Consider the following 26,129-nt stretch of genomic DNA (forward strand, 5'->3'; position numbering starts at 1 on the left):
GGGTCCACCCACTCCCGGCGCCGCTACCCCACATCTCCGCCTGGCCTTCCATGGGCTGCCGCCGGTGCGCATCGGCGACCCCGTCGCATGCATGCGCGGTCTTGGCGGAGCCGGGGTCAGGGGAGGGGGTTAGGAGGTTTGGGCGGGGAGTTTGGGGTGGAAGCCGGGGGCCAGGGCGATGATGGCCGCCGCCAGGACGAGGGGTGCCGCGAATGCCACCTGCATGCCCGCCGCGTCCGCCAGCCCGCCCACCAGTGCGGCGCCCACGATGAAGCCCACGTAGTTGAAGAGGTTCACGCGGGCGATCGCCACCCCGGTGCCCGCCGGGTCCAGGCGGCCGGCGGCGGAGAAGGACTGGGGGGCCACCACCGAGAGTCCCACTCCGGTGAGGCCGAAGGCGATGATGGCGACCGGCTGGTTCGGGGCCAGGACGATGCCCAGGAAGCCCAGGGCGGCGATCGCGCCACCGATCCGGACGATGGCCGCGGGGCCGTACCTTCTGACGGCGAAGTCGCCGCCGAGGCGGACGAGGAGGGTGGTCGCCTGGTACGCGGCGTAGGCCAGCGGGATGACCGTGGCGCCGGCGGCCAGGACGTCCTTCATGTAGACGGTGGAGAAGTTGGAGATGGCGGCGTCACCGACGTACAGGAAGGCCATGGCGAGGCAGAGCGGGATGATCGGCTTCCACGGGAAGCGGGCGGCGGCCGTCGTGGTCTGCTCGGGCTTCTCCTCCTCGATCGTGCAAAGCAGCGGGCCGGCGATCAGCGAACCTGCGACGGCCAGCACCATGGGCAGCGCCATCGTGAGCCACAGTTCGAGGACCGTGGCCGTGGCCGACGCCCACAGCGCGCCGAGGAGGCTGGCGACGCTCCACACGCAGTGGAAGCCGTTGAGGAGCGGCCGGCCGTACCGGCGCTCGACCGCGACGCCCTGCATGTTCATGCCCGCGTCGACCGCACCGACGCCCAGCCCGAACGCGAGGAGGGCCACGAGCAGGACGGGCACGCTGGGCGCCAGGCCGGTGAGCACGACGGCGGCGGCGACCAGCGGCTGAGCCAGCCGCAGCAGCCACTTGCTGCCCAGGCGCGCGGCCAGCGAGCCCGCGCCGACGCTGCCGACCCCGGCCAATACCGGGACGATCAGCAGCAGGAGGGTCAGTTCGCCCTCGTCGAGCCCGTGCCGCACCTGGATGGCGGCGACCTGCGTGAGCAGGGTGGCGAAGGACAGTCCTTGCACCGCGAACACGACGAACGTGCCGGTGCGGGCCAGGCGGTTTCGGGGGGTGTTCACCGCTTGCCTCCTGCGGTTAAACGTGAGGTGGCGTCAGGTTAGTGCCTCGCCCTCTCTCCTGACCAGGTCCCTGCACGGCCGAACCAGGGCCGTCGTGACGCCAGTGGCCCAACCCCCAGCCCTCGGCCACTCGCGCAGCACCTACCGTGCGACATCCCGCGCCGCGGGGTGGATATCTGCGCCTGGCCGGATGACCGCTTGGTAGGTTTGTTGCCATTATGTGACCTGGTAAAGTGCCGGGGTGAAACGCCGGGGATATGCCACTGGGGAGGCACGGCGCGAGCGCATCCTCGCCATCGCCCTGCTCGAGTTCGCCGAGAACGGCTATCGCGGCGCGTCGCTGGCCCGCATCGCCGAACGCGCGGAACTCACCCAGGCCGGCCTCCTCCACCACTTCAAGAGCAAGGAACGCCTGCTCCTGGCCGTCCTCGACTACCGGGACGAGGTGGACACGCGGCGCTACGGGTTCGATGCCTGCGACGGCCAGGAGATGCTGAAGGCGCTGGTGGACGTGGTGGACTACAACTCCCGAGTGCCCGGCCTGGTGCAGTTGTTCTCCGTGATCAGCGGCGAGGCGGTGACCGCCGACCACCCGGGTCACGAGTGGGCCAGGAACCGCTACCACCGCCTGCGCGAGGGCGTCGCCGGCGCTCTACGCCGGAGCGCGGAGAACGGCCAGTTCCGCGCCGACCTCGACGCCGAGGCCCACGCCGACCGCCTCATCGCGATGATGGACGGCCTGCAAACCCAGTGGCTCCTCGACCCGGACAGGGTGAACATGCCCGAGATCTTCCGCAGCTACGTGACCGACCTCGCCACCACCCTCCGCCCCGCCTGACCTCCTCCGGCCGGGGCGTGCTCAGCCGGAGGCCGGAGCCGCGGTGGTGGAGCGGGTGGGGCCTCTGAGGCAGGCCCAGGCGCCCAAAGCGATGACGGCGGCCACCTCCGTGGCGGCCATGCCGCGTTCGACCAGGCCGAGCGGCATGACCTGCCACCAGGCGAGGCCGTTGCGGGTGGCCAGCATGATGACCGCGCCGATGCCCGCCACCCACAGCACCGACCCCAGCCCGAGCAGGAACGCCAGCCACGACACCCCGTGCCGGTGCCGCCACGGCCGGGCGATGACCAGTGCCGCGATCGGCAGGCTCAGGAAGGCGACGAAGCTGCCGACCCGGTGGATGCTGCCGCTCAGGCTCGGTCCGACCGCCCAGTCGTGCTTGGGGAACGACGCGGTGATCAGCAGCCCCACACTCCAGGCCAGGAGCGCGACGGTGCCGAACCAGCCGGCGATGCGCCGCTTGGCCAGCGACAGCCCGATCGCCGCCGAGCCGAGGGCGAGCGTGCCGACGCCGAGTCCGAAGATCCAGCCCTGGTCGCCGAGCCCATGCTCGCTGATCGTCCGGCGGAACGGGTTGATCTCACCCAGGTAGGCGAGGTCCAGCCCGATGATCACCGCCACCCCGGCCACGACCGCCCCGAGCCCCACCCGCGCCGCTGTCTCCATGAACAGGACAACGGCCACCATCCACCCCCGATTCCTTCCCACATCTCCAACACCCACAGGTCTTCGCACACCTCCAACACCCACAGCCAACGACCCCGGCTCGCCCAGCGGCCCATGGAAACCCCGGGCTACCTTGGCCGCCCGGTGGCGCCTGAACCATGGTGCGACCCGCCTGGGGTCCCAGGAAGGTGACCCACCCGGGTCCCAGGACGCCCGCTCCCCGGCGGCCTGGGCCGCAGCCGACGCCCTCGATCCCGCGGCGCGACGGCCTCGATCCGTGGCGCGACGGCCTCGATCCGTGGTGCGGCGGCCTCGATCCGTGGTGCGGCGGCCTCGATCCGTGGTGCGGCGGCCGGTGGCGGTTGGACCGCGGTGTGACCCCGCCCAGATCCGTGGCAGCCTGCCCAAAGCCGCCTGGACCGCAGTCGGCGGCTTCGGGTCGCGTTCGGTGAAGGTGTTGGCGATGTCGCGGCTCTCCAAAGTGAGGCGCCCCCGGGCCCATCGTCGAGGCGTCCGGGTAGCGCATAGCGCCATGAGGTCGGGCAATAGCGGTGGCAGGCGGTGCCGTAAGGGCAGATCTCGGGGGAGAGGAAAGCGGGAAGGGCTGCTCACACGGGCGACGGCGCGTTACGTTCTGAAGATGGACAAGGGGATGCTTGCCGAATGCCGTCACCTGCTGGATCACGGCATGCCGCAAGAAGTCCGCACCACGTTCGACGCCGACCGGAGGTACCTGCCGCTGGCCCTCGACCGGTCGGGTGAGGGCGGGGCGGTGGCGGTGCTGTCCGAGCGGAACGGCGGGCCCATGATCATGGTCCACCTGTTCAAGAAGCGGGGCGGCGACTGGGAGCACCGGGGCGGCGGAGGAGGCGGGACGATCGGGTATCCGCTCGCCGACCGGGCACCGGCCAAGAACCCTGAGGACTACCTGCGGTGCCCGGGTAACGGCGGGGTGCTGATGAACCCGGAGCACCGCCTGCCCTGGACCGGCTGGTACCTACGGCACGCCGAGCTGACCGCCTCTGCCGAGGTACGGCGGGTGCGGGTGCGCGGACGCCTCATCGATGTCCCCTTCCACGGCTTCCTGATCGTGGTCTGGTCCGGCGGCCGGGCGCCTGAGGTGGAGGCGCTCGGCGATGACGGGCAGGTGCTCACGACGCTGGACGTGAGCGGTCCGACCCTTCATTGAGACGAAACGATAGGCGTCGGCACCGACAGTTTCCGTCGTGCGCCGGATATCGTCGAAGTGTGAATGAACGTCCCGGATCCTGGCTGCCGAAACTGGCCGAGGTGGGCGAACGGCTGGCCGAGGAGTGGCAGTCGGCCCGCGGCCAGCAACGCGCCAGCGACCTGCCCCAGCCGCACGAACTCCGTGCCTCCGACGCCGACCGCGAGCGCGTCGCCCAGGTCCTCCAGGACGCCCACGCCGACGGCCGCATCACCCTCGACGAGCTGGAGGAACGCCTCGGCGTCCTCTACTCCGCCCGCACCCTCGGCGACCTGGCCGGTCTCACCGTGGACCTGCTGCCCGCCGACGAGCAACCGCTTCTCCTGGACGGGCGACCGGTCGCGGCGATCTTCAAGAAGGAGGAGCGCGGCGGCCGCTGGGTGGTTCCCGCCGAACTGGCCGTGACCGCCATGTTCGGGATGACCAAGCTCGACCTGCGCGACGCGATCCTGCAGAACCGGCGCGTCATCATCAACGCGACGCTGGTGCTCGGCGGGCTGGAGATCCAGGTGCCCGAGGGGCTCGAGGTGATCCGCGTGGCCAAGGACAAGACGGTGAAGCTCACCAAGCAGCCCACCGAGCCGGACGCGCCGGTGGTCGAGGTCCGCACCACCAACTTCATGGGCGAGGTCAAGGTCAAGGAGCCGCCCCGCCGCAAGCGCCGCCGCTGACTTCCGGTACGGCAGGCCGTACCGGAAGCAGGGGAACGGCGAGCCGTACCGGAAGAACGGAAGCGGCAGGCCGTACCGGAAGAGGAGGAGCGGCGCTCAGCCCGCGGTGTCGAAGTTGATCGCGGAGTAGGCCCGCAGCTTCCAGAGCTGGTGCTCGCTCTCGATCTTCCTGATCGTTCCCGACCGGCCGCGCATGACCAGTGAGTGCGTGACCGCCACGCCGCCGCGGAAGCGCACACCCTGCATGAGCTCGCCCTGCGTGATCCCGGTCGCGGCGAAGAAGACGTCGTCGGAGCGGACGAGGTCGTTGGTGGTCAGGACCTCGCCGAGGTTCAGCCCGGCGTCGAGGGCCTTGCGGCGCTCGGCCTCGTCGCGCGGCCACAGCTTGCCCTGGATGACGCCGCCCAGGCACTTCAGCGCGCAGGCCGCCACGATGCCCTCGGGCGTGCCGCCGATGCCGAGCATGAGGTCGATGCCGGTTCCCGCGCGCGCTGCCATGATGGCGCCCGCCACGTCGCCGTCCGGGATGAACTTGATCCGCGCGCCCGTCTCCCTGATCTCCTTGACGATCTGGTCGTGGCGCGGCCGGTCGAGGATGACCACGGTGACGTCGGCGGGGGAGGAGCCCTTGGCGCGTGCCACGGCCTGGATGTTGGCCGAGACGGGCGCCTCGATGTCCACCACGTCGGCCGCTTCCGGGCCGGTGACGAGCTTTTCCATGTAGAAGACGGCCGACGGGTCGAACATCGAGCCCCGTTCGCTCACCGCGATCACCGAGACCGCGTCCGGCATGCCGAGCGCGGTCAGCCGGGTGCCGTCGATCGGGTCGACGGCCACGTCGCACTCGGGACCGCTGCCGTCACCGACCTGCTCGCCGTTGAACAACATGGGCGCGTGGTCCTTCTCGCCCTCGCCGATCACGACGACGCCGTTCATCGACACGGTGTTGATGAGCTGGCGCATCGCGTTGACCGCGGCGCCGTCCGCGCCGTTCTTGTCGCCTCTGCCCACCCACCGCGCCGCGGCCATCGCGGCGGCTTCGGTGACGCGGACGAGCTCCATGGCGAGGTTTCGATCAGGGGCGTGCTCGCCCGTGGCCAGCGCTGCGGGTACAGACGTCTGATCGGACATGATGGTGGGGCCTCCTCGTGGACAACTGACTCGATCGTAGTTGCCCCTCTATCCCCGGTCAGCGGAGGATAATGTGCCTCTCATGAGCAGCGATGTGGAACGGGCGGTGACGGGCCGGGGCGCGGCCACCCGTGTCGGCCTCCTCACGGCGGCCAAGGAGGTCTTCGTCTCGAAGGGCTTCGCCGAGGCGGGCGTGACCGATGTGGTGGCGCGTGCCAACGCCAGCGTCGGCAGCCTCTACCACCACTTCTCCGGCAAGGCCGACCTCTACCTCACGCTGTTCGAGGACTTCCAGGGCAGACAGACGCAGCGGACCAAACGGGCCGCCCGCGAGGCGCGCGAGAGCGGCGAACAGGACCCGATGCGCGTCTTCCTGCGCGCCGCCCGCGCCTACCTGGACGGCTGCCTGGAGGAACGCGAGCTGGCGGCGCTGTTCCTGCGCGGTGACGGGCCGCCCGGCTTCGAGGTGGTCATGCGCGACCGGCTGCGTACGTGGGCCTCGCGCAACGCCGCGCTCTTCGAGGGCCAGCCCGCCCTGGTGGTGGCGATCACCGGCGCGCTGGCCGCGGCGGTCAACGAGGTGACGCTGTCGGGCGACCGCAAGCTGGCCGACGACGTCCTCGCCATCATCGGCCAACTCCGACCCGTCGCCCCGGCAGGGTAGCCTCATCAGTTGTGCGGTTGACCCGAACTTTCTACTCCTACGCGGTGGCCCTGCTCGTCTGCCTGGCGGCGGTGGGCCTGTTCCTGCTGATGACGCCCCAGAGCAGGACCGAGCGCATCCCCAAGCGGGACTACTCGATCACGTTGGCCAACTTCAACCGGGCCGTGCCGTACCAGGTGTGGGGGCCCGCCAAGGACCCCGGCGGCTGGGTACCCAACAGCAACCGCATCGCCAACGGCGCGAACGGCGCGAAGGTCCTCTATCTGGGGTACGCCACCGCGAAGCGCGAGCATGCCATGTTCGCCCAGTCGGGTGAGCAGCCCAGTGCCGGGTTCGGCAACCGCATGGCCAACAGCGACAAGTCCGTCGGAACCGAGCAGGTCAACGGCCAGCCCTGGGACAAGCGGTTCCGCGCGGACAAGAAGCAGCGGACCCTGATCAGGACGCTGCCCGGCGTCACCCTCGTGGTCACCGGCACCGCCGACTGGCCGGAACTGGCCCAGTTGGCCGCCTCGCTGCAGGAGCTTCCCAAGCCGTCCTGAGCTAGCGCGTGACCATCCTGACCAGTTCGTCCAGCCCGTCCTTGATCTGCTCGATCGTGAACCGCCGCTCGGTGCGCTGGAAGCTGAGCAGGCCCGCGTTCACCGGCGCGAGCAGGACGTCGGCGAGGAACCGCTGGTCGGCGCCCGGCCTGAGCTGGGCGAGCAGGGCCGTCACGTGTGTGTGGTAGACGTGGTACGGGCCGGTGAAGCGCGCCTTCGGTGAGCTTTTCTCCAGCAGGAGGAAGAGTTCCTCCTGCCCGAACAGGTGGTCGACGAGCGCGCGCAGGAACGCGGTGATCCGCTCGTCCGGGGCCGCTCCGGGGCCCAGCGGTGCGGGTCCGCTCAGGAACGCGGCCTGGAAGGCCCGCTCCCGCTCGTCGATGAGCGCGTAGATCAGCCCGGCGCGGTCGCCGAAGCGCCGGTAGACGGTCCCGACTCCCACGCACGCCTCGCGGGCGACCTCGTCGAGCGAGAGCTGCTCGGCGCCGCGTTCGGCGATCATGCGGGCGGCGCAGTCGACGATCTTCTGCCGGTTGCGTGCGGCATCGGCGCGTTCGGACGAGGGCTGCCCGAGAACAGGGAGTTGCTGGCGTTCGCGCACAGCTTGAGCATAGCCACTTGGAAAACGGAGAACTCTCCGGATATTCTGATCCGGAGAGTTCTCCGTTTGAGTTTCCGGGAGTGACCATGCCGAACGACATGAACCAGCAGGTGATCGACGAGTTCCGGGCCAACGCCGGAAAGGTCGGCGGCTACTTCGAGGGCCACGACCTCGTCCTTCTCACCACAAAGGGCGCCAAGAGCGGCAAGCAGACGACGTCCCCGGTGATGTTCTTCCCGGACGGCGACCGCTACGTGATCATCGCCTCGAACGGCGGCGCCGACCACCACCCCGCCTGGTACCACAACCTGCTCGCCCACCCGGAGCTCACCGCCGAGATCGGCACCGAGACCTTCGCCGCCAAGGCGCAGCAGGTGGACGACGCCGAACGCGACGCGCTGTATGCCCGCATGGTGGCCATCGCCCCGGGCTTCGCCGAGTACGAGGCCAAAACCACCCGCCGCATCCCCGTCCTCGCCCTCCACCGCGCCTGACCCGCATCGCGCTCGTCGCGCCCGCTTCGCGGTCTCAAACCCCCGCCCATCCCCTACGGCCCAGCCAAGCGAGCCCCACCCGCCGCACATGGCTGGGCCCCGTCCAGGGGCACGGCCGTCCAGCGTGCGTGGCGGGCCGCCGCAACGCCCGCCCGCAGACCACCCAAGTGGTCACCCCACTGACCGGCCCTCAAGGCAGCGGCCCGACACCATGACCAGGCGCGGTACCACGCCGACCAAGCGCAGAATCAGGCCGACCACCCGCAGAGGTCAGAACGGCGTGTCCTCCGAGGGCTCGGTGCGGCGGGCCATGGCGGCGGCGAGCTTGACCCGCGCCCCCTGCAGCCACTCCTCACACACCGCGGCCAGCTTCTCCCCCCGCTCCCACAGCTCGATCGACTGCTCCAAGGTCAGCCCCCCGGTCTCCAGGCGGCGCACCACCTCGGTCAGCTCCTCCCGAGCCTGCTCGTACGACGGCGTCCTGTCCGCGGAGGCCCCGGGTGCGTTCTCGTCTGCCACGCGACCCACCCTAGAGTCAGACACCGACAATCGCGCCCTGGCCCGCCGACGAAGGAGCCGATGTGACGACAGGCGAGGTGAAGGTACGGCCTGCCACGCGGGACGACATCCCCGAACTGGTCCGCCTGCGGGAGGTCCTGGCCGACCGGATGGCCGATGACGCCGGTCATCCGGCCGACGACGCCTGGCAGGAGCCGTACGCGAAAAGCCTGCACGAACGCCTCGGCGACCCCGACGTGGCCGTGCTGGTCATCGACGGCGACCGGGACGGCGAGCTGGCCGCCTGTGGAATCGGCTTCGTCTTCCAGCGCTTCCCCGGCCCGGGCCGCTGGGACGGCCGCTTCGGCTACATCCTCGGCATGGCCACCGACCCGCGCCACCGCAGGCGGGGCCACGGCCGCGCCATCATGGACGCCCTCATGCTCTGGTACCGCGACAACGGCGTCACCCGCGTCGACCTCCACGCCACCTCCGACGGCGAGCCGCTCTACCGCTCGATGGGCTTCACGCAGCCCTACCCGGCGCTGACCTGGTTCGCCTAGGGCTCGTCGAGCACGGGCTGGTCGGCCGTCGCCTTCTTACGCGGCTTCCTGGCCGGTTTCTGGGCGGGCTCCTGCTCGGGCGCGGACTCCTGCGCGGGTTTCCGCGCGGACTTCCGCGCGGGCTTCTGGGCAGCCCCCTCGGCACGTACGGCCAGCCGGTCGTCACTCAGCCGGATCGTCAACTGGTCGCCCGGCGAGACGTCCTTGGCCAGCCGTACCACGTCGCCGTCGGGACGCTGCACGATCGCATACCCCCGCTCCAACGTCGCCGCGGGAGACAGCGCCACGAGCCGGGCCCGCAGGTGTGACAGCGAGTCGGAGGCCCGGTCCAGCGAACCCGTCAGGCTCCGCCGCGTCCGCTCCCGCAACGCGTCGACCTGCTCGGCCCTGCGTTCGATCTCGCGTACCGGATCGGCCAGCGACGGGCGCGAGCGCACCGACGTCAGCCACGACATCTCGCGGTCGAGCCAGCCGTTGACCACCCTGCGGCCGCGGTCGCGGAGCTGCCGGACCAACGTCAGTTGCTCGCCGACGTCCGGCACGACCTTCTTGGCCGCGTCCGTCGGCGTGGAGGCGCGCACGTCGGCCACCAGGTCGAGCAGCGGGCTGTCCTGCTCGTGGCCGATCGCGCTCACCACCGGGGTACGGCAGGCCGCCACCGCCCTGACCAGGCTCTCGTCGGAGAACGGCAGCAGGTCCTCCAGCGAACCGCCGCCCCGCGCGACCACGATCACGTCCACCTCGCGGTCGGCGTCGAGCTTGCCCAGCGCCTCGGTGACCTCGCCCACGGCGTAGGGGCCCTGGACGGCGACCTCCTCGACCTTGAACCGCACCGCCGGCCAGCGGCGCCGCGAGTTCTCCAGCACGTCGCGCTCGGCCGCGGAGTCCCGGCCGCAGATCAGCCCGATCGTGCCCGGCAGGAACGGCAGCCTGCGCTTGCGGTCGGCGTTGAACAGCCCTTCGGCGGCCAGCAACTGCCGCAACCGCTCCAGCCTGGCCAGCAGCTCGCCCACACCGACCGGCCGGATCTCCAGGGCGGTGAACGCGAACGAGCCCCTGTTGACCCAGAAGTCCGGTTTGACGTGGACGACCACCCTGGCGCCGTCGGACGGCCTCGGCACGCTCGCCTCGTAGACGCCGCGAGGCGCGGTGACCCGGGCGCTGACGTTGGCCACCGGGTCACGCAGGGTCAGGAAGACCGTGCCGCCGCGGGCGCTCAGGTCGGTGATCTGGCCCTCGACCCAGACCGTGCCGAGCTTGCCGATCCAGCCGCCGACCATCTGCAGGACCGTGCGGATCGGCAAGGGCGACTCGGGAGAGGTCTTCGAGCTCATGGCGGCAGACTACGGTGCCCGGCCGACTATTCTCCGGCTTCGAGCTTGGCCAGGCGGTTCTCGTACATCTTCACGACCTCGGGACGCCCCTGCGTGGCCCGCTCGTAGTCGAGCAGCTCACCGATCTGCGCCGCGCTCTTCCCACGCATCCGCGCCCGGAGCGAAGCAACCGTCAGCTCCCCATACCCCACCAAAGGCTCAGCCAGTACGGCTCCCGCCTCCCCAGCAGCCTTGGCAGCGGCAGGCTTGGCGGTAGTCGTCCTCGCAGGCGCCTTCCGAGCGGGCTTCTTGACGGGGGCCTCCGCAGCGGCGGTGTCGGCTGCAGGGGCCGGGGTCGCGGTCTTCGGCTTGGCCGTCGCGCGCTTGGCAGCGGGCTTCGCCTTGGCCGCCACGGGCTCGGCGGGCTCCGCCACGGGCGCCACCGGCTCCGCCGACTCGACGACGGCCGCCTCGATGACCGCCTCCTTGGCGACAGCCTCCTTGGCCGGAGCCTTCTTGGCAGCGGGCGTCTCGGCAGCCGGCTCCTCCACGACAACCGGCTTGACCTCGACGGACTCGGGGGCCGCCGCAACCTCGGAAGCGGTGGTGGCCGCGGGCTTGGCTTCCGCGGTCGCCGGGCCGGCCGACGCGGCCTCGGGTGCCGCCGGGCCAGCCGGCGCGGTCTCGGTGGCCGCCGGGGTGGGCGGCTCGGGCGTGGGGTCGGGCTTGGTGGCCGGGGTGAAGATGACCGGTTCGACCTTGGCCTTCGGGGCGGTGCCGTTCGGCTCGGCGGCGCCCGTCGCGCTGGGCCGGGGCGCGAAGATGACCGGCTCCCTGCGCGCGGGCTTCTCCTGCGCGCCCTCGGCCAGTTGCTCGGCGGCGGGACGCGAGGTCTCTTCCACCTCTTCCTTCGAGGCCAGCCCCTTGATCGAGTTCTTGACCCGGTCCACGAGCAGCAACGCCTGCCCGGCGGCGCTCAACGTGGACTGGATGACGACGAGTGGCAGCTCCTTGGCCTTTTCCTTGTCGGTGATGGTCTTGGCGATGTTGCGTATCACGTCGCTGAGGGACATGAGGACTCCCTGGTTTACGCGGGGCGGGGGGCCCGTATTGGACGGCTAGTCTGGCAAACGCGTAACGGGCACGCACGCGCCTGCCGGTTCGCCGCTCCACGTAGCATAGGGAGCATGGAGCCGAAGACCCCCACCAGCCGACGCGTCCTCGTGGCCAAGCCCCGCGGTTACTGCGCCGGAGTCGATCGAGCCGTGGTCGCGGTCGAGAAGGCTTTGGAGCAGTACGGCGCGCCCATCTACGTGCGCAAGCAGATCGTCCACAACACCCACGTGGTCAAGACGCTTGAGGCCAGGGGCGCCATTTTCGTGGAGGAGACCGAGGAGGTCCCCGAGGGCGAGATCGTGGTGTTCTCCGCCCACGGCGTGAGCCCGGCGGTCCACGAAGAGGCCAAAAACCGGCAGTTGCGCACGATCGACGCGACCTGCCCGCTGGTGACGAAGGTTCACAACGAGGCCAAGCGCTTCGCCGGCCAGGACTACGACATCCTGCTCATCGGCCACGAGGGCCACGAGGAGGTGGAAGGCACCGCGGGCGAGGCGCCCGACCACATCCAGCTCGTCGACGGCCTCGACTCGGTCGACCAGATCCAGGTGAAGGACCCGAGCCGCCTGGTCTGGCTCTCCCAGACGACGCTGTCGGTGGACGAGACCGTCGAGACCGTCGCCCGCCTGAAGGAGCGCTTCCCGACGCTGCTCGACCCGCCCAGCGACGACATCTGCTACGCCACCCAGAACCGCCAGGTCGCGGTGAAGGAGATCGCCGCGGAGTCGCAACTGGTCATCGTGGTCGGCTCGGAGAACTCCTCCAACTCCAAGCGCCTGGTCGAGGTGGCCAAGGACTACGGCGCCGATGCCTCCTACCTGGTCGACTACGCCAGCGACATCCGCGACGAGTGGCTGGAGGGCGTCGAGACGGTCGGCGTGACCAGCGGCGCCTCGGTCCCCGAGGAACTGGTCGAGGAGGTGCTGGTCCGCCTGGCCAAGCACGGCTTCGACGACGTGCGCGAGGTCCAGCCGGTCGACGAGCGCATGCGCTTCGCCCTGCCGCACGAGCTGCGTAAGGACCTGCGCGCCTCCTGAGCCTGCGGTTCGTGAGCCTGCGGTTCGTGAGCCTGTGGGTCGCAAGCCTGAGGGTCCCGAGCCTGCGGGCCGATGATCAAAGCTCGCCCCGGACGGGGCGGGCTCCGGTCAGGGCTCGTCGCGGCGGGCGGTGCCGTACACGCGAGGCTCGAAGTAGCCCTCGGGCTCGGGCGCGAAGGCCTGCTCCCTGCGCGGGCGCGGCACGTCGGCCACCGACCGCAGCTCCTCGCGTAGGTCGCGCACGTTGTCGCGCAGGCCGCGCCGCCAGGCGACGGCCAGCACGATCGCCGAGCCCGCGAACAGCCACGGCGCGCCCGCCGACATCGAGGTGTAGAGGCCGAGCGCGAGCGAGCCGAGCACGGACGCGGAGCTGAAGGCGCGCAGCAGTTCGACCAGGAACGTGGCGCAGAAGAACACCAGCGGCGGCGTCACGACCAGCGACAGCAGCTCACGCCGGTTGACCAGCATCGCGCCGAACAGGTTCCCCGCGATGAAGACCACGCCCATCAGGAACCCCAGGCCGAACACCGATGCCAGGACATATCCCGTCACGGTGGCCACGAAGGCGAGCGCGACCGCGCCTCTGGCGGTCAGCTTCACAGCCGAACGCCTGCCTTTCCCACTCACCGGTCCCGCCCCCCTTACTGCGACCCGTTGGCCAACTTACCGTTCGCCTGCGAAATCAGAGACGAGGTTTCCAGTAGTTCGGGGGAGGCGAGGGGCCGCGGCAGCCCCTCAAGCATCTCGGGCGCGTCGAGGTCGCCGTCGACGACGCCGAGATCGTGAAGCTTGCGCGCCGTGACCAGAACACGGCTTTCGAGCGAACCGACCGTCTTGTTGTACGCCTCCACCGCCCGCGTCAGAGACCTGCCCAGCGAGTCAACGTTACGCCCCAGCGACGACAGCCGCTCGTACAGTTCCTTGCCCAGCTCGAAGACCGCCCGCGCGTTCTCGCTCAGCGCCGCCTGCTGCCACGCGTAGTGCGCGGTGCGCAGCATCGTGATCAGCGTGGTCGGGGTGGCGATGTGCACCCGCCTGACCATCGCGTACTCCAGCAGCCCCGGGTCACGTTCCAACGCCGGCGCCAGGAACGCCTCGCCCGGGATGAACAGCACCACGAACTCGGGCGACGGGTTGAACCCCTGCCAGTACGCCTTCCCGGCCAACTGGTCGATGTGCTGGCGCACGTGCTTGGCGTGGGCGTCGAGGCGTACCGAGGCCAGGGACTCGTCGGCGGCTTCGGCGGCCTCCAGGTAGGCCGCCAGGGAGACCTTGGAGTCGACGACGATGTTCTTGCCGCCGGCCAGCCGTACGACCATGTCGGGCCGGTGGGCGCCCTCGGTGACCTGCTCGTCGAAGTCGCAGTGGCGCTGCATGCCGGCGATCTCGGCCACGCGGCGCAGTTGGAGCTCGCCCCAGCGTCCGCGCGCCTCCGGCCGTTGCAGGGCGCGTACGAGCGAGGTGGTCTGGGAGCGGAGTTGCTCGTTGCTCTGCCGTACGAACTCCATCTGCTTGGACAGCTCGGCGCGGGCGGCGCGCGCGCCGGACTCGCTGTCGCGTAGCTGCGTCTCGACCCTGGCCAGCAGGTCCTTCAGCGGCTCCACCAGGTGCTCGACGGCCTGCTTGCGCTGTTCGAGCTCGCCGCTGGCCTCGGCGCGGGTGGCGGCGAGGCGGGTCTCGGCGAGTTCGAGGAAGCGGATGTTGTTGACGTCGAGCGCGCGGGTGGACAGGGCCTGGAAACGCTCGGCGAGCTGCCCCTCCACGTAGGCGAGCTTGTCGCCGGCCGACTTCGCCCTGGCGTCCGCCTCGGCCACCCGGACCGCCATCCTGGTCCGCGCCAGCAGGAAACCGATGGCGACACCCACGGCCAGTCCGATGAGAAGCGAGACGACATCCACTCCACGCATGGTCGCATGACTTGGGTCAGTGGATCTTCCCGACACGCTTGTGCATTCCGCTTGTGCGGCACATCTCGCGTAACTCAGAGTACTTGTATGGCTACGGGATCGCGGTTGATCGTCTCGCTCGCCGCCACCGTCGGGGTGGCAGCCGTGGTGGTCGCCGCGGCGGGCACAGTCATCGCGGGCCGTTCAGAGCCGCCACCGACGCCTGCGCAGGCGCCACGCCAGACGCTGATGTGGTCGCCGGGCGCCTGCGTGAGCCGGGACGGCGCCCGGTTCGCGCTGGCGCCGTGCGTCCGGGGCGAGGCCGAGGTGCTCACGCTGGCCGCCGACCCGCCCGGCCGCGGTCAGTGTCCCGACGACACCGACGAGGTGGTGCGGGTGGGGCGGGGCCGTACCGCGTGTGTGCGCGCCTTCCTGGAGCCGCACCGGGGCCGCGCGGGCGCGGGCGGCGGGGTGCTGCGCGCGGGCGACTGCGTGGCCCTGGACGGCCGCGAGCGTCCCTGTTCGAGCCCCGGCTGGTACGGCAGGGCCGTCGCGATCACCGGCGTGTCCGGCGGCTGCCCGGCGGGCACCCTCGACGCCCTGACGCTCAGGGACGGCGTGGTCTGCCTCGGCAGGGGCGGCGGCGTCCTGGCAGAGGGGATGTGCGTGGCCAGGCCGGGCAGGGGAGTGGTGATGCGGTCGGCGATCGCGGGCGTGCCGTGCTCGTCGGCGCGCGCCTGGGCCAGGGTCACCTCGTTAGAGACCTCGGCCCGGGGCTGTCCCCGGGGCTCCGACCGCTATCTGCGCGCTCGCGGCGCCTTTCGTCCCGTGACCTGCTTGCACCTTGTGAGCAAGTAAACTCGGCCGACGTGAGTGAGCGCAGCGAGCGAACCATCAGACACAGCAGTCAAAGACTCGCGCGAACGACGGAGTCGGTCGCGTGAGTCTCTCCATCGGCATCGTCGGGTTGCCCAACGTCGGCAAGTCCACGCTCTTCAACGCGCTGACCAAGACCGGCAACGCGCTGGCGGCCAACTACCCGTTCGCCACCATCGAGCCCAACGTGGGCATCGTGGGCGTGCCCGACGACCGGCTGCCCAAGCTGGCCGAGATCTTCGGATCGGCCAAGATCCTGCCGGCGAAGGTCGAGTTCGTCGACATCGCGGGCCTGGTGCGGGGCGCGTCAGAGGGGCAGGGCAGGGGTAACCAGTTCCTGGCCAACATCCGCGACACCGACGCGATCTGCCAGGTCATCCGCGTCTTCGCCGACCCGGACGTCACCCACGTGGACGGGGAGATCTCTCCCAAGCGCGACATCGAGACGATCAACACCGAGCTGATCTACGCCGACCTGCAGACGGTGGAGAAGGCGATCCCGCGCCTGCAGAAGGAGGCGCGCACCAACAAGGACAAGAAGGGCGCGCTGGAGGCCGCCGAGGCCGCCGCCAAGGTGCTGGAGACCGGCAAGACGGTCTTCGAGAGCGGCCTGGACCTGGAGGGGCTGCGCGAGCTGCACCTGCTGACGGCCAAGCCGTTCCTGTACGTGTTCAACCTCGACGCCGACGAGCTGGTCGACCCGGCTCTGCGCGAGCAGTTGTCCGCGCTGGTGGCGCCGGCCGAGGCGGTCTTCCTCGACGCCAAGATCGAGTCCGAGCTGGTCGAGCTGGACGACGAGGAGGCGCTGGAGCTGCTCCAGTCGGTGGGCCAGGAGGAGTCCGGTCTGTCGCAGCTTGCCCGGGTGGGCTTCGAGACGCTGGGTCTGCAGACGTACCTGACGGCCGGTCCCAAGGAGACGCGGGCCTGGACGATCAAGAAGGGCGCCACCGCGCCCGAGGCGGCCGGAGTGATCCACACCGACTTCCAGCGCGGCTTCATCAAGGCCGAGATCGTCTCCTTCGACGACCTGGTCGATACCGGTTCCATCGCCAATGCCCGGTCGGTGGGGAAGGCCCGGATCGAAGGTAAGGACTACGTCATGCGCGATGGTGACGTCGTCGAGTTTCGCTTCAACGTTTGACCATCTACGTCAACCCCTCCCGGCGCTCATGCGTCGAATCGTCACGGCGTTCACGCTGACTCGGGAGGGCCTGATGATCCGTCGCATACTTCGCAAACGACGTTCCACCCCGTCGCTGACCGGCATCAGCACGGAGGAGGAGCTCGCCCTGCTCAGGGTCGAGCTCATGTACGGCCTGCGGGTGAACCGCGAGGCCTATCTGCGCAGGAAGGTCGACGAGCGGGCCGAGGCGGCCGCCCGTTTGCACGGCGCCGACGCCGCGGACATCCTGGCCGGCCTGCGCGACTCGCTTGAGCGCTCGCTGCCCCGGCACACGCCCATCGACCGGGCCTCGCGGCGCAACGTGATCGATCTTCGTGGACGTAACGTCGTGGAGTTGCACGGCCGCCGCCAGTCGGAGGATCCGGAACCCGCCTGACCAGCACGAAGATCGTCAGACCGCGCTCCCGCTCGGGGGTGCGGTTTGTCGCTTCTTATACCAAATGAGCAGATCGGGACAGTCCCCGCGCCATTTGGACAGCAATCTCTGGCCATCGGGTAATGGGCGGAGGGCATCGGGCCTGGTCGAATGCCAATTCCACAGGAATGGGACAGGAGGTGGCACTCCGTCCTGTCATGCGGACTCGGTTTGCCCCCGAGCGGCGATGCCTGCAGCATGGGCGTGGCTTTCCTGGAACAATTGGCGGGACCGGATAAGGTGACACCTTCACCACGGATGATGGGGATCGGCAACGGACGACACCGCGCCAGCCGGGGGGACGGGCGCGAGCGGAGGCGTGATGGCTCGTAGGTCAACCGTCCAGCACGGTCCTCGGACCTCTGGCGACCCTGACCTTTCCGCGCGCCCTGAAACGGCTGACTTCGCCGCGCCGGCCACCAGGCCGCGGCGTGGCCGCTGGTCGGGCGGCGGCGGACGCTGGCTGGTCTGGGCCGGCCGGGCCATTCTCTGGGCGCTTATCGTGGTTATCGTGGTGAATGGGGTTCGTGCCCTATTCGAGCGGGCCACCCAGTCGAATACGCCGGCCGTGAATGAGAGCTCCCAGGTCGCGCAGGGATTCCCCAGTGACCAGGCCGCCGCGTTCGCCGCGCAGTTCGCCGGCGTTTACCTGAATTTCACCGCGGCCGAGGCCGCGAGCAGGGCGGGCAAGCTCGCGCCCTTCCTGCCCGACGGCGCCGACCCGCAGTTCGGCTGGGACAGCTACGGCCGCCTCGGCGTGGTCGGCATCCAGCCATACGACATCGAGGTCACCGACGCGAAGAACGCGGTGGTCTCGGTGGTCTTCCAGACGGGCAGCCGCAGGCTGATGCTGTCCGTGCCGATCTACTACTCGGGCGACGACGGCGGACGCAGGTTCGTCGTGTCCGGCAGACCCGCGCTGCTGCCCGCTCCCGGCGCCGCCGACCTGCCCCAGGTGGCCGGCCCCGAGAGCGACGAGGCGGCGCAGACGGAGCTCAAGCCGCAGCTCGAAGCCTTCTTCAAGGCCTATGCGCAGGGCGACACCCAGTCGCTCAGGCGCTATTTCGTCGCCGGTGAGACCCTTCCCGACCTGGGCGGGGCGCTGACCTTCGGCGAGCTCAAGAGCGTCGTGGTGCCTGTGGGGGGTGCCACCAGAGAGATCAAGGCCGAGGTGGTGTGGGTCGTGCCGACCGGCGCGACGCCGTCGGCCGACCCGACCGCCGACCCCAACGCGGTCGGCGGCCGTCTCGAGCAGGCCTATCGCCTCACTGTCGTGAAGCAGGGCGACAAGTGGTACGTGCAGGACATCCGTGGCGCCGGTCGGGCCGTTGGATAGACGCACACACCCGCGTTGCTGATCGGCACCCCCCGGGAGGACAAGAAGTGATCGTGAAGACCGTAATGCTCAACCTGATCGACCTGGCGTCGGCGCTCACGCCCTCGCCCGCACCCACGGGTCCCGACACCTCGGGGCTCGCCAACTTCCTGCGCGGCTTCTTCGCCCCGCTCTTCCTCGTCGTCGTGTCCGTGGTCGCGCTCTTCTTCCTCTTCACCCGCGAGATCACGAGATTCGTGCAATTCCTGATCTTGGCCGTGGCGATCGGCGTGATCTTCTACGTTCCCAACATCATCGAAGTCACGGCCAAGGCGATCGCTGGGGCTCTGGGTATCAAGTAAGGGTTGAAGCCGCGCCCTGGCGGTCATTGAACGAGCGAGCGGGTGGAGAGGAGGACCGCGTGGACCTGCCCACGTATACCAATATCTGGCGAATTGAGAAGCGGCTCTACAAGCTGTACGACCTACGGTTGCCGACGCCGCTCCCCATCGTCTGGATCGGGATCTTCGCCGGTGTACTGGCCCCGTGGTCGTTCCTGCTCTACATCGTCGGCCTGCCGTTCGAGACGCCGTGGCACGTCGTCTACCTCGTGCCGCCCGGCGTCGTCACCTGGCTGTCCACCCGCCCCGTCATCGAGAACAAGCGCCTGACCGAGGTCATGCAGTCGCAACTGCGCTACATGGGCGAACCGCGCGCGTGGACCCGCATGGCGCCCGCGACCGAGCCCGAGGCGGTGACGTTCTCCGGGCGGGTGTGGCGGGTGCTGCCCGTGCGCGCCAAGGCGCCCAAGAAGGCGCGCCACGCGATGCGCAAGCCCGCCACGGCCGCCGCGCCTTCGGCCCGCGCCGTCCGCCCCGCCGTCGCCGCGGCGGCCGCCGCCGCGACCTCCGCCCCGGTCGCCACCCCGCCGACCCGCTGGGGCGCCGCCGCCCCGGGCCGCCGCGGCACCGCCCCGTCCCTGGCCACCGCCGCCGCCCAACTCGCCCCACCCCCAGACCACGACCTTCCGGTACGGCCAGCCGACCCGTCACCCACCGACCACCCCGAAGCCACCCACCTCGACCCCGCGCACCTCGACCCGACTCGCCTGGACCCGACTCGCCTGGATCCGGCTCGCCCGGAACCGGCCCGTCGGGAGCGTGAACGCGTGGCGCGTGAGCGTCCGGAGCCGGTGCGCCTGGAGGTGGCGGGCACGGACGTGACGCATCGCCCCGAAACCGCGCGGCCGGAGGCGGCTGGTGCCGAAATGGCGCGTTCCGAGACCGTGCGCCCAGAAGTGACGCGGCCAGAGCTGGTGCGTCCTGAGGTGATGCGTCCGGAAGTGGCGCGGCCACCCGCGGGGCGTTCAGAAGCGGGGCGTTCGGAGGATGCGCGGGCGGAGGCGGCGCGTTCTGAGGGGGGCCGGTCGGAGAAGGGTGTCTCGGCGGGCAAGCCGATCGATGCCGAGGCGTTGCGCAGGCTCAGGCGGCTCGCGGCCACCGCGGATCCCGGAGCCGCCAGGACCGAGGGCCCCGCGGTTCAGGGGCCGTCCGAGGCGCCGGGGGGCCAGGAGGCCGCGGCCCGGGTGCCGGACGAGGCGCGGTCGCAGCACCGCAAGGGACAGCCGCCCAAAACGGGCGCTCCGGCGCCCCTGCCGGGAGGCCAGCCCACCTGGCCCTCTGCCGTGGAGCCCAGGAAGCCGGTCACGAACCCCGTCGCCAAGCCGGTCACCGAGTCCGCCAAGCCCGTCGCGCAGCCGCGTGCCAAGCCGGTCGCGGACCCTGGCGCCAGGCCGGTCGTGCACCCCGTCGCCAAGCCTGCCGCGAGCCACATGCCCAAGCCGGTCACAGAGCCCGGCGCCAAGCCTGCCGCCGGCCCAGGGGCCAAGCCGGTCGCGGAGCCGCGTACCAGGCCGGGCGTGGAGCCCGGTGCCATGCCGGTCGTGAACCCCGGGGCCACGCCGGTCGGCGGGGCTGGGCCTGGGGGTAGGCGGGCCGAGGTGGTGCGGCCGGGGGACGGGCAGGACGAGCGGGTGCCGGGGCCCCGGGCCGGTGAAGGAAGGGTGCGCCGGGTCGAGTCGGTCGTCGGCAGGGACTCGGGCGGCTGGCGGCGGATCGCGCAGGTCGTGGTCGGCGGCGGCGGGCCCAGGACCGACGGGTCGGAGATCGACGAGGCACGGGCCAGGGCGGTGTTCGGCGGCAGCCGGAGGATCGTGGTGCTCGGGTGTACGGGTGGCGCTGGGCAGAGCACGACCGCCCTGATGCTCGGCCACACGCTCGCCAAGATCCGCGACGACCGGGTGGTGGCCGTCGACGCCAACACCGGCGCCAACACCCTGACCAGCCGCATCAAGGCGGAGTCCCCGGAGACGCTGGCCAGCCTGTTGTCGGGGCTCGACCGGGTCAGCGGATACCTGACGATGCGCGGCTACACCAGCCGTACCTCGTCGGGGCTGGAGGTGATCGGGGCCGACACCGACGCGGGCGCCGAGCAGCGGCTGTCGGACCGGACGTTGTTCTCCGACCACCGGCTCGGACAGGTGGTCCACCTGCTGGACCGCCACTACAAGCTCGCCGTAATCGACCCGGCGGCGGCGCTGGCCGCCCGCGTCCTGCCGTACGCCGACCAGCTTGTCCTCGTCGTCCCCGCGAGCGAGGAGGCGTCGGAGGCGGTGGCGATGACGTTCGAGTGGCTCGACGGCCACGGCTGCGCCGACCTGCGCAGGCGCGCGGTGATCGTGGTCAACGGCGTGAGCAGGCGTTCGATGGCGGATGTCGAGCAGGCGGAGGCGGTGGCCCGTGGCAGGTGCCGGGCGATCGTCAGGGTGCCCTGGGAGGACGAGCTGGCGCCGGACGGCGTCGACGCCGTCGATCCGGGGCAGTTGCGCGCGGCCGGGCGGCGGGCCTATCTGGCCCTCGCGGGGGTCGTGGTGGCGGGCTTCGCGGCACAGATGGTCCGAGCGAGCGAAGAGGAGTTGGCGAGTGACCCCCCGGGCACGAGAATCGGTGAGCGTTAAGTGAACATGCGTGCAGGTCAGGCCCGTTCATGCGCCGAGGGGGCGGCATGAGCAGGGCGTCGCGAGCGCACCAGCGTCTTGCGGTCCGCTACTTCGACGACCGCATCCTGCTCACCGACACCTGCGCATGGGCCTATTTCCGGCTTCCGACGGTCAGCTACGAGTTCGTCACCCCCGAGGAGCGCGAGGCTCTGGCGACCAACATCACGATCGCGCTGGCGGCGATCAGGATGCCCGACGCGGAGGTGCACCTGCGCGTCACGCACCGCGCCTACCCCGCGGCCGAGTGGGCGATGGCCCTCAACGGCACCTCCGACGAGGGGGCGGGCTGGCGCGACTATCTGGAGGAGATGTACCGGCACGTCTGGGCGAAGGACTTCTGGTCGAAAGAGGTCTACATCGGCGTACGGCTGGGCTCGCGCGGCCGCCAGTTGGGGCAGGGAGTCCTGGCCCAGTTGTTCGGCTTCTACCAGCGCACCGAGAAGGTGCTTGGCCTCGACGACGACCACGTGCCGGACGGCGAGATCAGCAGATGGACCGAACAGGCCGAACGCCTGGGCAGAGCACTCGCATCCAGCGCACTCTACGCCCGGCACGCCACCTCGACCGAGGTGGCGTGGTTGTTCCAGCACGCCGCCTCCGGCTCCCTGGGCGACCCGCCGCCGTCGGCCAGCCCGCGCCGCCGGTGGGGCCGGGGCGAGATCGAGTCGCTGGTCGAGGGCGAGATCCGCAACGGCAGGTCGTTGCTGCGCATGGTGCAGCCGCAGGGTGACTCTTATGTGGCCTACCTGTCGTTCGCCCGCTTCCCCGACCTGATGCCGTTCCCCGACGGCGAGCCGTGGATGCACTTCTCCGACCAGTTGCCCTTCCCCGTCGAGATCTCCAGCAGGATGCGGCTGATCCCGCCGGTCAAGGCCTCGAAGGACGTGGCGCGCAAGCTCGCGCACGCCCGCGACATGGACATCCACATCCGCGAGGCGGGCGCGGAGGCGCCGATCGCGCTGGCCGAGCAGATCGACGCCGCCCGCATGCTGGAACACGGCATCACCAAGGAGCGCCTGCCCTTCGTGTACGGCTGGCACCGCCTGATCGTCAGCGCCCCCACCGAGGAGATCTGCGTGCAGCGGGTCGAGGCGGTCGTCGAGCACTACCGCGACATGGGCATCGACGTGGTCAACTCCACCGGCGACCAGTTCTCGCTGTTCTGCGAGACGCTGCCGGGGGAGAAGGTCAGGGTCAACGCGTACGCCCAGCGCCAGCCCCTGCGCACGATCGCCGGCGGCATGGCCACGGCCACGGTCGACCTGGGTGACCGGATGGAGGATCCGGCCAGCGGCTGGCTGGGGCCGTACATCGGGGAGACGGTCGGAAGGGCGCGCAGCATCGTGCACTTCGACCCGCTCGTGGCGGCGATGCGCAACCGCCCCACGGCGATCGCGATCACCGGCGAGCCCGGCGGCGGCAAGACCACGCTGGCGCTGCTGATGATCTACCAGATGGCCCTGCGCGGCGTCACGGTCGCGGTGATCGACCCCAAGGGCGACGCCGACTCGCTGGTGCAGCTGCTGCAGAAGCGCGGGCGCAAGGCCCGGGTGATCCCGCTGGGCTCGGCGGCGCCGGGCCTGCTCGACCCGTTCTCGTTCGGCGACGACATCGCGGCCAAGAAGACGATGGCGACCGAGACGCTGCGGCTGCTGCTGCCGCGCATGTCGGAGGAGCGGGAGTCGGCGATGATCCAGGCGGTCGCCGCGGTCTCGAACGCGCCCGACCCGTCCCTGGGCAAGGTCGTGGACTACCTGGAGCAGTCCGACGACGCCGCGTCCAAGAACCTGGGCGCGGTGCTGCGCTCGATGTCGGAGATGCATCTCGCGAGGCTCTGTTTCGACCCGTCCGGTGGCGAGCAGATCGACACCGAGGGCTGGACGACGGTGTTCACGCTGGGCGGGCTGACGCTGCCCGACGTGGCCACCGGCCGCGACGACTACTCCTACGAGCAGCGGCTGTCGGTGGCCCTGCTCTACCTGGTCTCGCAGTTCGCCCGCAGGCTCATGAACGGCCTCGACCGGAGGGCGCCCAAGGCGATCTTCCTGGACGAGGCGTGGGCCATCACCTCCACGCCCGAGGGGGCCAAGCTGGTGCCCGAGGTCAGCCGTATGGGCCGCTCCCGCAACACGGCGCTGGTCCTGGTCTCGCAGAACGCCGGCGACCTCCTGAACGAGCAGGTGACCAACTGCCTCTCGTCGGTCTTCGCCTTCCGGTCCACAGAACGGGTGGAGGTCGACCACGTGATGGCACTGCTCGGCGTGGACCCCTCGGAGGAGCACAAAGCCGTGCTGCGCTCCCTGGGCAACGGCGAATGCGTATTCCGCGATCTGGATGGCAGGGCGGGGCGCATTGCAGTAGACCTGATCTCCGAAGAGCTGCTGCGCTGGCTCGACACGAATCCGACGCATGACAAACCCGGCGACAGCGGGAATGATCTTCAAGGGGGAGTGGGCAGCAGGGCGCAGGAGGTGCGGTCATGAAGGTCCGGCTAGCCAGGCGGCTGGCGGTTGCATTGGCGCTGCTCGCGGGCATCATCGTGCTGCCCGCGATCGCGGGCGCCGCGTCACCGGCGGCCGCGGCTCCGTGTGACCTTTCCGGCACGCTCGCACCCGAGCTGGTCGGCGGCGGCGTGGACGGGCTGCTCATGCCGCCCGCGCCCACCGGTACGGCGCCCGCCGCGCCGGCCACCAACTACCAGCAGTTCGGCACCAGCGGCCAGTTCTGGCACACCTACGACATCGGCTGCGACTTCGGCTCCTTCATCGGCAACTCGTGGGCCAACCAGGTGTTCCTGTGGGCCAAGGCGATCGACCGGCTGACGATCACCACGTACCAGGCGGCCGCGACCGAGGGGCCGCTGGAGGCGATCAAGGACGTCGTCGACGACATCGTCACGAACCTCTCAGAAGCCATGTACTGGCCCTACCTCCGGCCGATCGTCATCCTCGGCGCGATCTGGCTGGCGTGGTACGGGCTGATCCGCAAGCGGGCCACCACGACCACCGAGGGCATCATCTGGATGGTCCTGGCCGTCACCGTGGCGACCTGGTTCTTCAGCCGCCCGCAGGACTTCACCGGCCTGGGCAAGGTGGTCACCGACAAGACCGGCGAGGTGGTCAACTCCGCGTTCTCCGGCCTGCCGGGCTCCGGCGGCACCTCCTGCCTGCCCGGACCCGGCCAGACAAGCCCGCAGGTCAAGGCCGGCGGCTACGCCCACACCGGCACGCCCACGGTCGACCAGAACGCCGACGCCCTGTGGTCGACGCTGGTCTGCAAGCCGTGGCTGATGGGCATGTTCGGCACCGCCGACCCCAACCAGCCGATCGTGCGCGACTACGGCCGGGCGATGCTGGAGATCCAGACGATCGACGCGGCCGAGATGGCCAGCGGCAGCCGTGACAACGGCGCCCACCAGGCCAAGTACGCCGAGTACGCGGACAAGCTCAAGGGCGACCCCCGCTACTTCGTCTTCCAGGGCAAGGAGTGGACCAGCCGGGTCGGCGTGGCCATCGGCGCGCTCATCGCGGCCCTGGTGGCCGGTCTGCTGATCTTCCTGGTGGCGGTCTCGCTGCTGGTGCTCAAGGTCAGCTTCCTGCTCCTGCTCATCCTCGGGCCGATCTTCCTGCTGATCGGCGTGCACCCGGGCAGCGGGCGCATCATCGCCATGCGCTGGGTGGAGATGCTGATCGGCACGCTGCTGCGGCAGGCCGTACTGGCGCTCGTGCTCGGCGTCCTCGTGTACGGCTACGCCCTCATCATGTCCTCGGCCCTGCCCTGGGGCATGCAGATCCTGTTCATGGCGCTGCTGACGCTCGCGGTCTACTTCTACCGCCGGCCGTTCCAGCACCTGTTCGCCTCCATGAACGGGCACACGCTGACCACCCGCATGCTCGGCGACGCCACGACCGCCCCGGTCCTGAACCAGGCGGCCAACGTGCTGCCTCCGGTCGCGGCCAACAAGGTCAAGAACTGGGGCGTCCGCAAGGCCGAGCCGGTGCTCCAGGCGGCGGCGACGGCGGGATCCGCGGGCGCGGCGGCCGGGGTGGCGGCACGGGCGGCCGCGGGCGGCGACGGCACTGGAGGCACGGCGTCGGGCAACCGGATGCCCGCGACCCCGGCCCCGCTCAACCCCGACCAGCCCGGCACCAAGGGCGGAGCCCGTACGGCTCCCGCCGCCAGGACCGGCTCGGCGCCCCCGCTCAACCTGGGCGGCACGCCCACCCGCACCCCGCGTCCCGGCGGACGCGGCGGTGGCGGTGGCGGCGGTGGCGGCGGTGGCCAGGGCGGCGTGAGCGGTTCGGGCGGCTCGGGAGGGCCGGCGTCCGGCGGTGGTGGCGGCGGCTGGTTCGGCGGACGGTCAGGTGGCGGATGGGCGCCGCGCGGCGGCTCGCGCTCCGGCGGCTCGGGCACCCGGTCGGGCGGCTCGCGTACGTCCTCGGGCGGCGGTGGCGGCCTTTTCGGCGGCGGCTCCTCGGGCGCCAGGCGCGGCTCGTCCGGCGGCGAGCGCCGCTCGTCGGGCGGTGGCGGCATCTTCGGCGGTTCCGGGCGGTCCGGCGGTTCGTCGGGCGGCGGCATCTTCGGCGGCGGCTCGTCCGGCCGGAACTCGGCCGACGTGCCCAAGGCGCGCGGCTCCGAGCCGCCCCCGCTCTGGCTGCCGACGCGGCAGAGTGGCAGCGGCCGGGGCGGTGACGAGCCGCCGGTGCCGTTCTGGTTGAAGCCCAATAGTCCCGACAAGGATTGA

General features: G+C 70.8%; 25 protein-coding genes. 16 read left to right on the top strand and 9 right to left on the bottom strand.

Translation table 11 applies throughout. From position 1 onward, the window contains the following. Nucleotides 1–129 precede the first annotated feature (129 nt). Nucleotides 130–1,290, bottom strand: coding sequence for an MFS transporter (locus ACIBEJ_RS31660; protein ID WP_397186522.1), 1,161 nt, complete (start codon nt 1,288–1,290; stop codon nt 130–132). Nucleotides 1,291–1,531: 241 nt separating this feature from the next. Between ACIBEJ_RS31660 and ACIBEJ_RS31665 the strand changes: the two genes are divergently transcribed. After that, nucleotides 1,532–2,128: a TetR/AcrR family transcriptional regulator gene (locus ACIBEJ_RS31665; RefSeq protein WP_397186523.1), complete on the top strand. Its 597-nt coding sequence runs from the start codon at nt 1,532–1,534 to the stop codon at nt 2,126–2,128. A gap of 21 nt (nt 2,129–2,149) precedes the next feature. Here ACIBEJ_RS31665 and ACIBEJ_RS31670 read toward each other — a convergent pair whose 3' ends face one another. Continuing rightward, entirely contained in the window at nt 2,150–2,815 is a 666-nt protein-coding gene (locus ACIBEJ_RS31670) for a DUF998 domain-containing protein (RefSeq protein WP_397186524.1), read from the bottom strand. A gap of 619 nt (nt 2,816–3,434) precedes the next feature. Between ACIBEJ_RS31670 and ACIBEJ_RS31675 the strand changes: the two genes are divergently transcribed. Together ACIBEJ_RS31675 and ACIBEJ_RS31680 are read left to right on the top strand one after the other, a co-directional pair. Further along, nucleotides 3,435–3,983 carry a hypothetical protein gene (locus ACIBEJ_RS31675; RefSeq protein WP_397186525.1) on the top strand — a complete coding sequence of 183 codons (549 nt, stop codon included), beginning with the start codon at nt 3,435–3,437 and terminating at the stop codon, nt 3,981–3,983. Nucleotides 3,984–4,042: 59 nt separating this feature from the next. Then, a complete protein-coding gene (locus ACIBEJ_RS31680; RefSeq protein ID WP_397186526.1) occupies nt 4,043–4,693 on the top strand; it encodes a DUF1707 domain-containing protein in 651 nt (216 codons plus the stop codon). 96 nt (nt 4,694–4,789) lie between these two features. On the opposite strand, the gene glpX is transcribed toward ACIBEJ_RS31680, so the two are convergent. Beyond that, nucleotides 4,790–5,824, bottom strand: a complete 1,035-nt coding sequence (gene glpX / locus ACIBEJ_RS31685) for a class II fructose-bisphosphatase (RefSeq protein ID WP_397186527.1) — start codon at nt 5,822–5,824, stop codon at nt 4,790–4,792. An 82-nt stretch (nt 5,825–5,906) separates the two neighbouring features. Between glpX and ACIBEJ_RS31690 the strand changes: the two genes are divergently transcribed. Next, nucleotides 5,907–6,488 (top strand): TetR/AcrR family transcriptional regulator, encoded by a 582-nt coding sequence (locus ACIBEJ_RS31690; RefSeq protein ID WP_397186528.1) that lies wholly within the window; start codon nt 5,907–5,909, stop codon nt 6,486–6,488. Nucleotides 6,489–6,499: 11 nt separating this feature from the next. Continuing rightward, on the top strand, nt 6,500–7,030 hold the full coding sequence (locus ACIBEJ_RS31695) for a DUF4245 domain-containing protein (RefSeq protein ID WP_397186529.1): 531 nt from the start codon (nt 6,500–6,502) through the stop codon (nt 7,028–7,030). A gap of 1 nt (nt 7,031) precedes the next feature. On the opposite strand, the gene ACIBEJ_RS31700 is transcribed toward ACIBEJ_RS31695, so the two are convergent. Beyond that, entirely contained in the window at nt 7,032–7,631 is a 600-nt protein-coding gene (locus tag ACIBEJ_RS31700) for a TetR/AcrR family transcriptional regulator (protein WP_397186530.1), read from the bottom strand. Between the two features lie 86 nt (nt 7,632–7,717). On the opposite strand from ACIBEJ_RS31700, the gene ACIBEJ_RS31705 reads away from it, so the two are divergent. Continuing rightward, on the top strand, nt 7,718–8,125 hold the full coding sequence (locus ACIBEJ_RS31705) for a nitroreductase family deazaflavin-dependent oxidoreductase (protein WP_397186531.1): 408 nt from the start codon (nt 7,718–7,720) through the stop codon (nt 8,123–8,125). Nucleotides 8,126–8,395: 270 nt separating this feature from the next. Here ACIBEJ_RS31705 and ACIBEJ_RS31710 read toward each other — a convergent pair whose 3' ends face one another. After that, nucleotides 8,396–8,644: an exodeoxyribonuclease VII small subunit gene (locus ACIBEJ_RS31710; RefSeq protein WP_397186532.1), complete on the bottom strand. Its 249-nt coding sequence runs from the start codon at nt 8,642–8,644 to the stop codon at nt 8,396–8,398. Nucleotides 8,645–8,706: 62 nt separating this feature from the next. Here ACIBEJ_RS31710 and ACIBEJ_RS31715 point away from each other — a divergent pair, with 62 nt between their 5' ends. Next, nucleotides 8,707–9,186, top strand: a complete 480-nt coding sequence (locus tag ACIBEJ_RS31715; RefSeq protein ID WP_397186533.1) for a GNAT family N-acetyltransferase — start codon at nt 8,707–8,709, stop codon at nt 9,184–9,186. Here the strand turns inward: ACIBEJ_RS31715 and xseA are convergent. After that, a complete protein-coding gene (gene xseA / locus ACIBEJ_RS31720; RefSeq protein ID WP_397186534.1) occupies nt 9,183–10,520 on the bottom strand; it encodes an exodeoxyribonuclease VII large subunit in 1,338 nt (445 codons plus the stop codon). The two genes, ACIBEJ_RS31715 and xseA, sit on opposite strands and share 4 nt — an antisense overlap. A gap of 26 nt (nt 10,521–10,546) precedes the next feature. Next, nucleotides 10,547–11,572: a hypothetical protein gene (locus ACIBEJ_RS31725; RefSeq protein WP_397186535.1), complete on the bottom strand. Its 1,026-nt coding sequence runs from the start codon at nt 11,570–11,572 to the stop codon at nt 10,547–10,549. Between the two features lie 114 nt (nt 11,573–11,686). Between ACIBEJ_RS31725 and ACIBEJ_RS31730 the strand changes: the two genes are divergently transcribed. Beyond that, complete coding sequence (locus ACIBEJ_RS31730; protein WP_397186536.1) at nt 11,687–12,652, top strand: 4-hydroxy-3-methylbut-2-enyl diphosphate reductase; 966 nt, start codon at nt 11,687–11,689, stop codon at nt 12,650–12,652. A 108-nt stretch (nt 12,653–12,760) separates the two neighbouring features. On the opposite strand, the gene ACIBEJ_RS31735 is transcribed toward ACIBEJ_RS31730, so the two are convergent. Then, entirely contained in the window at nt 12,761–13,252 is a 492-nt protein-coding gene (locus ACIBEJ_RS31735) for a DUF6542 domain-containing protein (RefSeq protein WP_397186538.1), read from the bottom strand. 41 nt (nt 13,253–13,293) lie between these two features. Next, nucleotides 13,294–14,559 (bottom strand): DNA recombination protein RmuC, encoded by a 1,266-nt coding sequence (gene rmuC, locus ACIBEJ_RS31740; RefSeq protein ID WP_397186539.1) that lies wholly within the window; start codon nt 14,557–14,559, stop codon nt 13,294–13,296. An 87-nt stretch (nt 14,560–14,646) separates the two neighbouring features. Between rmuC and ACIBEJ_RS31745 the strand changes: the two genes are divergently transcribed. From ACIBEJ_RS31745 to ACIBEJ_RS31780, 8 genes are all read left to right on the top strand, one after another. Beyond that, nucleotides 14,647–15,396 (top strand): hypothetical protein, encoded by a 750-nt coding sequence (locus ACIBEJ_RS31745; RefSeq protein ID WP_397186540.1) that lies wholly within the window; start codon nt 14,647–14,649, stop codon nt 15,394–15,396. 82 nt (nt 15,397–15,478) lie between these two features. Then, nucleotides 15,479–16,555: a redox-regulated ATPase YchF gene (gene ychF / locus ACIBEJ_RS31750; RefSeq protein ID WP_397186541.1), complete on the top strand. Its 1,077-nt coding sequence runs from the start codon at nt 15,479–15,481 to the stop codon at nt 16,553–16,555. 73 nt (nt 16,556–16,628) lie between these two features. Further along, nucleotides 16,629–16,973 carry a hypothetical protein gene (locus ACIBEJ_RS31755; RefSeq protein WP_397186542.1) on the top strand — a complete coding sequence of 115 codons (345 nt, stop codon included), beginning with the start codon at nt 16,629–16,631 and terminating at the stop codon, nt 16,971–16,973. A 607-nt stretch (nt 16,974–17,580) separates the two neighbouring features. Then, nucleotides 17,581–18,348, top strand: coding sequence for a conjugal transfer protein (locus ACIBEJ_RS31760; RefSeq protein WP_397186543.1), 768 nt, complete (start codon nt 17,581–17,583; stop codon nt 18,346–18,348). A 65-nt stretch (nt 18,349–18,413) separates the two neighbouring features. Continuing rightward, entirely contained in the window at nt 18,414–18,689 is a 276-nt protein-coding gene (locus tag ACIBEJ_RS31765) for a hypothetical protein (protein WP_397186736.1), read from the top strand. A gap of 59 nt (nt 18,690–18,748) precedes the next feature. Then, nucleotides 18,749–21,343, top strand: coding sequence for a TcpE family conjugal transfer membrane protein (locus ACIBEJ_RS31770; RefSeq protein ID WP_397186544.1), 2,595 nt, complete (start codon nt 18,749–18,751; stop codon nt 21,341–21,343). A gap of 47 nt (nt 21,344–21,390) precedes the next feature. Next, on the top strand, nt 21,391–23,868 hold the full coding sequence (locus ACIBEJ_RS31775) for an ATP-binding protein (RefSeq protein WP_397186545.1): 2,478 nt from the start codon (nt 21,391–21,393) through the stop codon (nt 23,866–23,868). After that, on the top strand, nt 23,865–26,129 hold the full coding sequence (locus ACIBEJ_RS31780; protein WP_397186546.1) for a type IV secretion system protein: 2,265 nt from the start codon (nt 23,865–23,867) through the stop codon (nt 26,127–26,129). The genes ACIBEJ_RS31775 and ACIBEJ_RS31780 overlap by 4 nt, the downstream gene beginning before the upstream one ends.

It is taken from the genome of Nonomuraea sp. NPDC050790, from assembly GCF_044456745.1.
Taxonomy (GTDB): Bacteria; Actinomycetota; Actinomycetes; order Streptosporangiales; family Streptosporangiaceae; genus Nonomuraea.

Coding starts and splice junctions, on each gene's coding strand:
- ACIBEJ_RS31670 (WP_397186524.1), bottom strand. CDS start 2,815: ATGGTGGCCGTTGTCCTGTTCATGGAGACAGCGGCGCGGGTGGGGCTC.
- ACIBEJ_RS31675 (WP_397186525.1), top strand. CDS start 3,435: ATGGACAAGGGGATGCTTGCCGAATGCCGTCACCTGCTGGATCACGGC.
- glpX (WP_397186527.1), bottom strand. CDS start 5,824: ATGTCCGATCAGACGTCTGTACCCGCAGCGCTGGCCACGGGCGAGCAC.
- ACIBEJ_RS31690 (WP_397186528.1), top strand. CDS start 5,907: ATGAGCAGCGATGTGGAACGGGCGGTGACGGGCCGGGGCGCGGCCACC.
- ACIBEJ_RS31705 (WP_397186531.1), top strand. CDS start 7,718: ATGCCGAACGACATGAACCAGCAGGTGATCGACGAGTTCCGGGCCAAC.
- xseA (WP_397186534.1), bottom strand. CDS start 10,520: ATGAGCTCGAAGACCTCTCCCGAGTCGCCCTTGCCGATCCGCACGGTC.
- ACIBEJ_RS31725 (WP_397186535.1), bottom strand. CDS start 11,572: ATGTCCCTCAGCGACGTGATACGCAACATCGCCAAGACCATCACCGAC.
- ACIBEJ_RS31730 (WP_397186536.1), top strand. CDS start 11,687: ATGGAGCCGAAGACCCCCACCAGCCGACGCGTCCTCGTGGCCAAGCCC.
- rmuC (WP_397186539.1), bottom strand. CDS start 14,559: ATGCGTGGAGTGGATGTCGTCTCGCTTCTCATCGGACTGGCCGTGGGT.
- ACIBEJ_RS31745 (WP_397186540.1), top strand. CDS start 14,647: ATGGCTACGGGATCGCGGTTGATCGTCTCGCTCGCCGCCACCGTCGGG.
- ACIBEJ_RS31755 (WP_397186542.1), top strand. CDS start 16,629: ATGATCCGTCGCATACTTCGCAAACGACGTTCCACCCCGTCGCTGACC.
- ACIBEJ_RS31765 (WP_397186736.1), top strand. CDS start 18,414: ATGCTCAACCTGATCGACCTGGCGTCGGCGCTCACGCCCTCGCCCGCA.
- ACIBEJ_RS31775 (WP_397186545.1), top strand. CDS start 21,391: ATGAGCAGGGCGTCGCGAGCGCACCAGCGTCTTGCGGTCCGCTACTTC.
- ACIBEJ_RS31780 (WP_397186546.1), top strand. CDS start 23,865: ATGAAGGTCCGGCTAGCCAGGCGGCTGGCGGTTGCATTGGCGCTGCTC.